Consider the following 7,723-nt stretch of genomic DNA (forward strand, 5'->3'; position numbering starts at 1 on the left):
GGTGGTGTGTGCTTCCTTTCCGGGTGGGTTAACAAGGTTCTCCGACGCGGCTGAACGGTCCGTCAGCGGGGCGGTGGCGCGGCCTGCCGTCCCGCGATGCGGCCCGACGTGAACGCCCAGCCGAGATGATGGCCGTGCCCGTACAGTGCGAGACCGCCCTGGCCCGCGTTGCCCGCCGCATACAGTCCGGGGATCGGATCGCCCGAGGCGCTCAGTACCTCCATCCGCTCGGAGATCCGCAGGCCACCGTTCGTCTGGATCAGATAGGCGCGGACGGGGCCTAGTGCGAAGTACGGCGGTTGGTCGAGTTCCCGGCCCGCCGCACAGCTGCCCGCCTTGCGGACGGCGGCGGTGAGGGCGTCGGCCGGCACGCCGATCCGGCGGGCCAGCCCGTCGAGCGTGGGCGCCTCCGCGTAGACGTCCTTGCGCGCGCGGCGGAAGTCGGGCAGGTAGGCGTGGGCGACTCCGGGAGCGGTGGCGACGTAGTGGGGATCGCGGGAGAAGCGCTCGTACAGAGCCCTGTCGCCGATGATGTAGCCGCCGTCGACGCCGAGCCGTGCGACGGTCAGGTTGATGTTCTCGTCGGCGCCCGAGCGCAGCGCGCCCGCCGCGTCGACGAGGATCGCGCCGTGCTCGAACAGCGCCTCACGCGGCGACAGATACGTGGTGACGAAGCCCATCATCAGCGACCGCACCAGCCACCCGGGCAGATGGCGCAGCCCCCAGCGGATCGGCAGGGTGAGAGCCCGGCTCGGCGGGAGCCGCTGAAGCAGCCCGAACAGTCCGTCCGAGGGCGGCGGTGCCAGCCGCATGCTCGGTACGTCGAAGACCTCGGCGTTGAGCATCTGCGCACCCAGGTCCATCGCCATGCGCTGGGCGTCACCGGTGGCATACGGGTTGACGGGGACGAACGACGCCACCGTGTCGTCGATCCAGGTGCGTTTCATGTCTGCGCTGGCCGAGAAGTCCCCGGTGGCGAGGACCACCCCACACCTAGCCGCGTAGGTTTGCCCGCGGCCGTCGGCGGTGCCGGCCTCGACGCCCGTGACGCGGCCGCGTTCGGTCAGCAACCGGCGCGCCTCCGTGTTCAGACGGATCGTCACCCCGAGACGGCGGGCCCGCTTGTGCAGGTGGTGGATGTACGCCCTGGAGCCCGGCAGCACATTGTGCAGACGAGGAGCGGTGTGCGGAGGTTCGCCGACCGGGCCGTAGAACTCGACGCCGAGGGAGCGCAGCCACGCCGTCGTGGCCGTGGCGTTGTCGGTGAGTACCCGCGCCAGCTCCGGGTCCTCGATGTCGGCGAGGGCGCCGGACAGCTTTCGATAGTCGGCGAGATGGCGATCGGCCGAGTCGTCGATGCCCAGTCGGTGCTGGTCCGGGGTGCGGGACGCGGCGATCGAGCCGACCGAGCGGCCGGTGGATCCCCGTAGTTCGCCCGCCTTCTCCAGGACGACGACGCGGGCCCCCGCGGCGGCGGCCTCGATCGCCGCCGCCAGCCCTGCGCCTCCGCCTCCGGCCACCACCACGTCGTACGCCTCGTCGGGTGCGGTCATCCGGCCCATGTGTATCCCCCATCGACGTACAGGGTCTGGCCGGTGACGAAGCCGGACCGCCCGCGGTCGAGCAGGAACAGCACCGACTCGGCGACGTCCTCCACGGTGCACAGGCGCCCCAGCGGTACCTGGCCCTTCAGCTCGTCGAGGTCAATCGCGCCCTGGGCGACCATGCCTCGGACCAGCGGCGTGTCGACCCAGGCGGGGCCCACCGCGTTGACCCGGATGCCGGCCGGGGCCCATTCGGCGGCGAGCGACCGGGTCAGGCCGACCACGCCCGCCTTGGCCGCGGAGTACGCCGAGCGCCGCGGCAGACCACGTGTGGCGGCGATGGAGGCGATGTTGACGATCGCGGCGCCGTCGGCGAGGTGCTCGTACGCCGCCTGGCAGGCATAGAACGTGCCGCTGAGGTCCACGTCTACGACGGTCCGCCAGTCGTCGACGGGCAGGGTCTGCGACGGGCCGGGGCGGGTCAGCCCGGCGCTGTTGACCAGACCGTCGACGGGTCCCAGGCGTGTGGTGACGGTCGCGAAGGCCTCGGTCAGCTCCTCGGGCCGCGTGACGTCGGCGATGACGGCCAGTGCGCCGAGCTCCGCGGCGGCCTCGGTGACGGCCCCCTCGTCACGGTCGAGCAAAGCGACCGCCCAGTGGTCCTTGAGCGCCCGGGCCGCGAGGGCACGGCCCAGGCCGGAGGCGCCGCCGGTGACAACGGCGACTCGATGTCCGGTGGTGTGCGTGTTCACCTGATGCTCCCTGAAGTCTGCTCGTTGGGTGTCAGCGGAGGGCCTTTGCCGGGCCGAGGTCCTCCAGGGGGACGTCGTGGGTCTCGCGGGCCAACAGAACGGCGACCGCGGACACGACGCCGCAGGCGGCAGCGAACACGGCGACGGGCAGCCAGCCGTAAGGGCCTTCGCGCAGCAGGGCGACGCTGATGGCAGGGGCGAAGCCGGCCAGCAGGAAGCCGAACTGGCTGCCCACGGCGAACCCCGAGTAGCGGACCCGGGCGGCGAACAACTCGGAGAAGTACACGGGCCACAGGCCGTTCATGCCCGAGTAGCACACGCCGTTGAACAGGATGCCCGTCACGAAGACGAGGGGCACGTTGCCCACCGATACCGCCCAGAGGTAGGCGACGCAGCACACCACACAGCCCACGGCCGAGCCGATCCACACGGGGCGCCGGCCGATGCGGTCGGACAGGGCGGCCGCCAGCGGGATCGCGGGCACCGCGACCAGGTTGCCGAGGACGAGGGCCCAGAGCACGGTCGGCCTGTCCATCCCCACCTCGGAGGAGGTGGCGTAGGCAAGGCCGAACACCATGAACACCGTCTGGAACACGGCGAACAGGGAGGCACCGACCACCCTGAGCACATCCGCCCATTGGGTCCGGAAGAGGTCCGCGAGCGGCAGCGGGGGCAGCGCACCCGTGTCTGCTTGGGCCTCGAAGACGGGTGTCTCGTCCAGACGCCGGCGTACCGCGTAGGCCAGCGCGATCATCACCAGACTGGCGAGGAACGGGATACGCCAGCCCCACGCCATCAGCTGGTCTTCGGGCAGGGCCGCGACGGGCAGGAAGACCAGGTTCGCGAGGACGATGCCGGCCGAGCACCCCGACATGGTGAAGCTGGTGAAGAAGCCACGCCGGCCCTGGGGCGAGTGCTCCAGCGTGAGGGTGCTGGCACCCGCGGCCTCGCCCCCGGCGGAGAAGCCCTGGCCGAGACGGGCGAGAACCAGCAGGATCGGCGCGGCGACTCCGGCCTCCTGGTAGGTCGGCAGCAACCCGACGGCCAGGCTGGAGACGCCCATCAGCAGCAGGGTGAAGATCATGACCTTCTTGCGGCCGATCCGGTCTCCGAAGTGCCCAAGGACGATGCCGCCCAGCGGCCGGGCGGCGTAGCCGACGCCGAACGTGGCTAGGGCGGCGAGAGTACCGGCCGCGGCGTTCCCCGCCGGGAAGAACAGCTCGGGAAAGACCAGGGCGGCCGCTGATCCGTAGATGAAGAAGTCGTAGTACTCGAGCATGCTGCCGAGGAACGCGGCGAGCGCCGCCCTTCGGCCACCGGTATGCGTCCGTGAGGTGGCGGGGCTCTGGAGCCGGGGAGCGACGGGGGACGGCGGAGCGCTCATGGGGACCTCCGGGACATCTGGCGGGGACGGGACATGCGGGTGAGGGGCACGGCTCCGCGGCGACAAAGGCAGCGGCTCCGCGCGATGGCCCGAGTCTGGGAGGGGCGCCCATGGCCGGCATACGGCTATTCCGCTCAATGAGAATGTTCTGTGTTTGTTGCAGGCGACCTCAATATTGTCCCGTAGAGAAGGACAAAAAGGGGACGCTCTCCCGAATCCAGCAAGGGAAGGTGTAGGTTAAATGCAGATATTGCTTCGAGCTCTTCGCTGACCATGCCCACATCTGTCCCGGAGAGCAGGACAAAATCAAAGACACGCAGAAGATAGAAGGGGCCTTTTCCCATGGGCGCAGGACGAGTGCACGGAAAGATCGCCGTTGTGACGGGCGGCGCGCGCGGTATCGGCGCGGAGATCGGACGGCTCCTCGCCGAGGAGGGTGCGACCGTCGTGGTGGCCGACCTGGCGCCGGCCGACACGGTCACGAGCGGCGACGGCGGCCGTGCCGATTACCGGCAGGTCGACGTGACCTCCGAGCAGTCCGTGCGGGCGGCGTTCGACGACATAGCCGCGGCATACGGGCGCATCGACATCCTGGTCAACAACGCGGGCGTGGCGGGCCCGATCAAGCCCGCTCACGAGGTGGAGGAGAAGGAGTTCGACCTGCTCTTCGCCGTCGACGTCAAGGGTGTGTGGCTGTGCACCAAGCACGCCGTTCGCCACATGCTCGAGAGCGGCGGCGGCAGCATCGTCAATCTTTCGTCCATCTACGGATTGGTCGGCGGTGCCCGTATCCCGCTCTACCACGCCGCCAAGGGCGCCGTCCGTCTGATGACCAAGGCCGACGCCGCCACGTATGCGAAGTCCGGAATCCGCGTCAATTCCGTTCACCCCGGCTCGATCGAGACGGAGATGAGCAAGTCCCTGTCGGCCGATCCGTCACCGGAGGCCGCGGCCTACTCCCAGCGCATGCTGGACTCCACACCGATGGGCCACCGAGGTTCCCCGCAGGACATCGCCTACGGCGTGCTGTACCTCGCCTCCGACGAGTCCCGGTTCGTCACCGGCACGGAACTCGTCGTCGACGGCGGCTACACAGCCGTCTAGTCGTACCAGGAAGCAGGAGTCAGGAAGCAGGAACACAGACGCCATGGCCGAGCCGAAGAGCTACATCATCGAGTCGCTGGACACCGGCCTGCGGCTGATGCGCCTGTTCCTCGACCACGACACGCTGTCCGTCACCGACGCGGCGCGCCGACTGGGCGTGGCCCGCTCGACCGCCCACCGGGTGCTCAGCACCCTGGAGGCGCGCGGCTTCGCGACCCGCGACGAGTCCGGCCGCGGCTACTCGGCGGGCCCCGAGCTCGTACGCCTGGGTCGGCCCGCGGGGTACGGCCCGGAGATCCGGCAACGACTGCAGTCCGTTCTGGACGACGCGGCCGCCCGCACCGGAGAGACCGTCACCAGCGTCGCCCTCATCGGCGACCAGGTGATCCTCACGGACGGCCGGGAGTCCCAGCACCCGGTGCGGGTGATGCTGGAGGTCGGCCGCACGCACCCGGCCCATGCCACCTCCGCCGGCAAGGTGCTGCTCTCCCGCATGACGACCGAGCAGGTGTGTGCCCTCTATCCCGAGGAACGGCTGCCCGAGGTCACCCCGCACACCATCACGTCCCGGAAGCACCTCCTCGAGGAGCTGGCCTGGGTCCGCGAGCGCGGCTACGCGGTCAGCCGGGGCGAGTCCGTCTGGGGCATGCACGCCGTCGCCGTGCCGCTGGCCGGTACCAGCTGGCGGGACCGGCTCGCCCTGATGGCATCCGCCCCCGCCGACCGCGGAGACGAGGCCGCGCTGGTGGACCGGGCCGAGAAGCTGCGGCACTCCGCGGAGCTTTTCCGCTCCGCCCCGAAGAAGTCGCCGGGCAGCAAGTCCGGCAGTTAGGAGAACCACCTGATGCCGCCCGGCGCAGTCCCGGCCAGCGCGGAAGTCCACCGTCGGCTCGACAAGTTCCTCCGGCAACTCACGCACTCCTTCTTCCGGCAGCTCAAGGACTTCTTCCGGTTCACGCCCGCCCCCGGCCAATGGCGTACGGCGCTGCGCACCAGCCTGGTGATGGCGGCGTCCGTCCTCACCATCACGGCCGTGGCCGGAATGGACGTCGGCCCCATGGCGCTGTTCGGCTCGCTCCTGGCGCTGTGGAACACGGGCCGGCCGCTGCGTTCCCGTCTGATCACCTTCGCCGTGGTGGGCCTCGTGTTCACCGGGTCGATGGCCCTGGGCGTGCTGGTGGCCCCGGTGCCATGGCTGATCGTGCCCACCATCACGGCCGTCGTCCTGATCTCCGTACTCACCTACTACGCGTTCGTCATCTCTCCCGGACCCGGGCCGCTGAACCTGTTCTTCGCCTGCGCCCTCGGCACCTACCTGGGCGGCCACACGGACAAGGGCTGGGAGATCGTCGCGGTCACCGCGGCGTCCTGCACCCTGACGTCGCTGCTGTCGCTGAGCGACCTCGTACGCCGCCCGCGCGGCCCGGAGGAAACGGCGGTCAGCTCCGCGCACGCGGCAGTCGAGGGCTACCTCGGGCACCCGTCGAACGGCGGGCCGCCCGCCGGTGAGAACGAGCTCCGCGCCCTGCGGGACGGCGCCTCCACCGCCGTGCACCGCGCGTGGGCCACACTGCACGCGGCACATGGCTCCACCGCCAGATCCGCAGTCCACCGGCGCCTGGAGACAAGGCTCCTGGAGACCGAGGAGCGCCTGGCAGCCCGGCTCGTCGCCGACCACTTCCCCGGAAGACCAGCCGCGGCACACGCTGTACGCGAGCAGGCCGTCGTTCTCGGCCGGCCACCCGCGCGCTATCTGCTGCGCCACGCCCTCAGCCGCCACTCCCGCGCCCGGCTCACGGCCGTACGCAACGCGCTGGCCGCGGGCATCGCCGCACTCGCAGCCCAACTCACGTCGATCGGCCACCCCTACTGGGCCGTTCTGTCCTCGACGGTCGTGCTGCACGCGGGCGCCGACCGGGGATCCACCACCCGGCGCGCCGTGCACCGCCTGCTCGGCACGTGCGCGGGAGTCCTCGTCGTGGCCGGCGTGTACGCCCTGCACCCGGGGCGTCCGCTGGAGCTCGCGATCATGCTGATCGGCGTGTACGGGATGAACCTGCTGCTCGTCCGCCAGTACTCGCTCGCCGTGGTGTGTGTGACCGCGATGGCCATGATGGCGAACACGACGACCTCGCCCGGACTCAGCGGTCCCGGCTGCTGACAGACCGTCTCCAGGAGACCGCCATCGGCGTCTGCACCGCCGTGGTGGTCCTGTGGGCGACAGGGCGCCGCACCCCGCTGCGTACCGTCCACCGGCAGGTGCGCCGCACCGTCGCCGCCGTGGCGCGGGTGCTCGACCTCGTCGACCTCGGCGAGACCCCCACCGGGCACGGCCGACGAGCCCGGCGCGACCTGCAGTTCGAACTCGGCCGCCTCACGGCCGTCCACGCGGCCGCCACCGCCGACAACGCCGAACTCACCACCTGGCGACACGTCGAGAGCGCTCTCGGGCAGCTGGCTCATGAGGCCCTCGCCGCCTGCTGGCACACCGGCGCCCGCAGGGCCCTGTCGGCCGGCGCCACCCGCGACGCCTTGCAACTGCTGCTGGAGAACCTCGGATCGCAGCCGGCCGGCCGGAACGACGGCGCGACGATCGCAGGCGAGCTGGAACGCGCCCGCAGTCTCCTGGCGGAGTCCGGGCAGCCAGCCGGGCATCCAGATGTTCCGGCCACCGATCGGACACTGGTGCAGCCCGGGGCGTGAGATGACAACGATCCGGGCCACCCCGGTGAACGGGGTGGCCCGGACCCGGTCCTGAGGGACCTCAGGCAGCTCTACCTTTCTGGATCGGGCCGGTCCTCCCGTTCGTAGGGTGAGGACGCCCAGGGGAGCCGGGTGTGGCTATCAGGCAGCTGCCGATCATGGCTTTGATGGCTTGGCCGCCCGGTTCCCCACGACGACTCGGCCGCCGATTAGGAAGTGCGAACAAGTCGCTGCGT

General features: G+C 70.7%; 7 protein-coding genes. 4 read left to right on the top strand and 3 right to left on the bottom strand.

The annotated features are described in order from the left end of the window. Window positions 1–62: 62 nt before the first annotated feature. The 3 genes from ABT009_RS23295 to ABT009_RS23305 are packed head-to-tail and all read right to left on the bottom strand — an operon-like array spanning window position 63 to window position 3,680. Window positions 63–1,553 (bottom strand): FAD-dependent oxidoreductase, encoded by a 1,491-nt coding sequence (locus ABT009_RS23295; RefSeq protein ID WP_351297995.1) that lies wholly within the window; start codon window positions 1,551–1,553, stop codon window positions 63–65. Then, a complete protein-coding gene (locus ABT009_RS23300) occupies window positions 1,550–2,296 on the bottom strand; it encodes an SDR family NAD(P)-dependent oxidoreductase (RefSeq protein WP_351297998.1) in 747 nt (248 codons plus the stop codon). The genes ABT009_RS23295 and ABT009_RS23300 overlap by 4 nt, the downstream gene beginning before the upstream one ends. 31 nt (window positions 2,297–2,327) lie before the next feature. After that, window positions 2,328–3,680: an MFS transporter gene (locus tag ABT009_RS23305; RefSeq protein WP_351298001.1), complete on the bottom strand. Its 1,353-nt coding sequence runs from the start codon at window positions 3,678–3,680 to the stop codon at window positions 2,328–2,330. 342 nt (window positions 3,681–4,022) lie between these two features. On the opposite strand from ABT009_RS23305, the gene ABT009_RS23310 reads away from it, so the two are divergent. Genes ABT009_RS23310 through ABT009_RS23325 form a run of 4 tightly spaced genes read left to right on the top strand, consistent with a single transcriptional unit; the run spans window position 4,023 to window position 7,487 of the window. Next, a complete protein-coding gene (locus ABT009_RS23310; RefSeq protein ID WP_351298003.1) occupies window positions 4,023–4,784 on the top strand; it encodes an SDR family NAD(P)-dependent oxidoreductase in 762 nt (253 codons plus the stop codon). A gap of 43 nt (window positions 4,785–4,827) precedes the next feature. Further along, a complete protein-coding gene (locus ABT009_RS23315) occupies window positions 4,828–5,616 on the top strand; it encodes an IclR family transcriptional regulator (RefSeq protein ID WP_351298006.1) in 789 nt (262 codons plus the stop codon). Window positions 5,617–5,628: 12 nt separating this feature from the next. Then, the gene (locus ABT009_RS23320) at window positions 5,629–6,945 is read left to right on the top strand and encodes an FUSC family protein (protein ID WP_351298009.1); all 1,317 of its coding nucleotides are present in this window, start codon (window positions 5,629–5,631) and stop codon (window positions 6,943–6,945) included. Then, the gene (locus ABT009_RS23325; RefSeq protein ID WP_351298012.1) at window positions 6,876–7,487 is read left to right on the top strand and encodes an FUSC family protein; all 612 of its coding nucleotides are present in this window, start codon (window positions 6,876–6,878) and stop codon (window positions 7,485–7,487) included. The genes ABT009_RS23320 and ABT009_RS23325 overlap by 70 nt, the downstream gene beginning before the upstream one ends. Window positions 7,488–7,723: the final 236 nt, after the last annotated feature.

This window comes from Streptomyces sp. NPDC002896, from assembly GCF_040295225.1.
In the GTDB taxonomy this organism is placed as follows: domain Bacteria; phylum Actinomycetota; class Actinomycetes; order Streptomycetales; family Streptomycetaceae; genus Streptomyces.